Annotated in this window: 3 protein-coding genes; 2 read left to right on the top strand and 1 reads right to left on the bottom strand. The window is 57.6% G+C overall.

Going from position 1 to position 2,595, the window contains the following annotated elements; genetic code table 11:
• A partial coding sequence (locus RDN59_RS11945; protein ID WP_308608025.1) for an ASCH domain-containing protein occupies positions 1 to 310 on the bottom strand: 310 nt, incomplete at its 3' end.
• A 333-nt stretch (positions 311 to 643) separates the two neighbouring features.
• Between RDN59_RS11945 and RDN59_RS11940 the strand changes: the two genes are divergently transcribed.
• Both RDN59_RS11940 and RDN59_RS11935 read left to right on the top strand, forming a co-directional pair.
• Positions 644 to 1,837 carry an ATP-binding protein gene (locus RDN59_RS11940; protein WP_308608024.1) on the top strand — a complete coding sequence of 398 codons (1,194 nt, stop codon included), beginning with the start codon at positions 644 to 646 and terminating at the stop codon, positions 1,835 to 1,837.
• Positions 1,838 to 2,245: 408 nt separating this feature from the next.
• On the top strand, positions 2,246 to 2,595 hold a 350-nt coding region (locus RDN59_RS11935; protein ID WP_308608023.1), incomplete at its 3' end, for an arginine deiminase family protein.

Genomic DNA, 2,595 nt, shown 5'->3' with positions numbered 1-2,595 from the left:
ATTCGCTGGCATCAGCGTAGCCCTCGCCCTCGGCGATAGCATGCTCGTCGCTGACGTCGGCGAGCCGGCGGACCTGGACCTCGGTGGTGCGGATGACGCAGACCACGTTGTCGTGTGAATCGAGCACGGCTTCAAGGGAACCTACGCCCTCGTGCGGGTCGTGGTCGCGCGGGTGCTCAACCAGTAAGAATGACGTGGTGGTCTTGATGCCGTCCAGGATGGCGGTGACGAGGGCGTCGCGAAGCGGGCCCGGAAAGGCGAACTCGCCGCGGGGCAGTTCCGATATAGGTTCCAAAGCGTCCTGAGCCATACGTTTACAGTACGTGGCTCATGAATGCTGTTGACCAAGCACGTGCTTACTTGGCGTTTTGTCTGACTGGATGTTCGATCCGCGCGTTCGAATCATTCGCAGCGATGTCCGGCCCCTCTCCTAATGTCAACGATGCCCCTACACGGAAAGGCTGGGATTCAAGGCTGAGATTCCGCCCTTCTTCCCTATCACTCCGGGGCCGCGCCGCCAGTTCCTATTGATAGTGGCGCGGCCCCTTCTTCAAACTTCACAGCTCTTCATAAACTTCAAAGAATTCATACACTTCATAAACTTCACAAGACTTCAAAAGTCTCGTGGTCTAAAGTGAGGGCCATGAAGCCGAAGCGCACCAATCCTTTTAGGGCTACCTTCGGTGCCACTCCCCCGTTGTTGGTTGGCCGCAGCGATGCCATCCGTGATTTCGGTTTTGCACTCGATGAAGGCCCCGGTGCCCATGAGAGGATCTCACTCATCATCGGACCACGCGGCATCGGAAAGACAGTCCTTCTCAACGCCTTCGAAGACGAAGCGCTCGAGCGCGGTTGGCTCACGCTCAGCGATACTGCAACGACCGGTTTTGTTGAACGCTTGCGTAGTGACATCATCCAACGCCTGTCCCGGGACAGGAAGCAGCTCAAAGGTCTTAACGTCTCTATCCTCGGCATTGGAGGCGGGCTCAATTGGGATACTCGAGCTATTGCAGAGTCCACATATTCACTGCGCAATGCACTGAAGGATTTACTGGCTTATAAGCGCGAACTCGACCGAAAATCCCGCCAGGAGCCTGGTGGTGTTCTCGTAACTTTGGATGAAATGCACCACCAACGCAGCCAGGAGCTCATAGAGTTCGGCGCTACGATTCAACATCTGGTTCGCGAAGGCGAAGACATCTCCGTTGTCATGGCAGGCATCCCATCCTCAATTAGACCGCTGCTTTCCGGGAAGCTGAACAGTCGTGGCGACGCTAATCCAGTAACCTTTCTTCGACGCGCTAACCGCATTGAGCTAGGCAGGGTCTCCGATTCGGATGTACGTGAAGCACTGGAGGAACCCCTTCACAGCACGGCGACCTCATGGTCACAGGATGCATTGGATACCGCGGTTGAAGCGTGCCATGGATATCCATTCATGATTCAGCTAGTCGGCCAGTGCTCATTCAGGGAAAAGGAACGCACGTCGGATGGAGGCGCCGAAATCTCCGTCGACGCTGCCCGGCGCGGAGTCGCAACTGCACAGCGCAAGCTCGGCCAACTTGTTCATGAGCCTGCACTCTCGGATCTCTCCCCCGTCGACCGAAGCTTTTTGGTTTACATGGCCCAAAGCGATGGCCCTTCCAAGATGGCGGATATCAAGGCACGCTTCAATAAGACTGATTCTTATGTAGGCAACTATCGCCGCCGGCTTCTCGACGCCGAAATGATCACCACCACGGGCCACGGCGAAGTCGATTTCGCCTTGCCGTACTTACGCGACTACCTCCGCGAGCACGCAGCGAGTCTCATAGCTGAAGACTTCGACTCCCAATAGTGAGCACACGCTCGCCCCGGAGACTGCACGCCACAACTACCCCCACGCGTTTACTTCTCTACTATTCGGGCAGAGTTTCCATTCCTTTCAAAGTTATTCATCTAGCTCGCCAGGCAATGCCGCCGCTGCCAGCGCGGGTGTTGCCGCAGTGGCGGAGGGATGGGCGTCGACAAGCGCGGCGTAGGCCTCACCGTGTACTCACCTGTACCACGTGAATAAACGCGGATAATAGTATGCGCACAGCCGCAAAACCTGCACCTACGTGGGGGTTCCCTACCGGCGGGAGCTTGAAAAAGTGCGAACTTTTCTTAAGCTTGTCGTCTAGTTCACACATCGCAACCCCGGGTGCCCCTACTCACCACGCAACTGGATGGCACAGCGTACCCGCATCGAGAAAGGTTCACTCAGATGGCAACTCCCCCGCTGGGCGTCTGGTCCGAGGTCGGCAAGCTCCACCAGGTCATGGTGTGTGCACCAGGCCTCGCCCACGAGAGGCTGACTCCCCGCAATTGTGCGGAGCTGCTTTTCGACGACGTCCTCTGGGTCGACGAAGCCAAGAAGCATCACGCGGAGTTCGTCACCAAGCTGCGCAGCTACGGCGTCGAGGTGCTGGAGATGCACACGCTCCTGGAGGAAACCCTGGCCACCCCGGGCGGGCGTGATTTTATCCTCGATTACAAGCTGCTGGACAAGAACGTCGGCGCGGGCATCGGCGGCGCGCTGCGCCACTGGTTCAATGAGATGCCCACGGCACGCCT

It is taken from the genome of uncultured Corynebacterium sp., assembly GCF_902489365.1.
Lineage (GTDB): Bacteria > Actinomycetota > Actinomycetes > Mycobacteriales > Mycobacteriaceae > Corynebacterium.
Note: the sequence above shows the minus strand (reverse complement) of the source record. Positions and strands in the feature narration are given on the sequence as shown.

What these genes read in the sequence shown, in the direction of transcription:
- RDN59_RS11940 (WP_308608024.1), top strand. Translation starts at nt 644, where the DNA reads ATGAAGCCGAAGCGCACCAATCCTTTTAGGGCTACCTTCGGTGCCACT.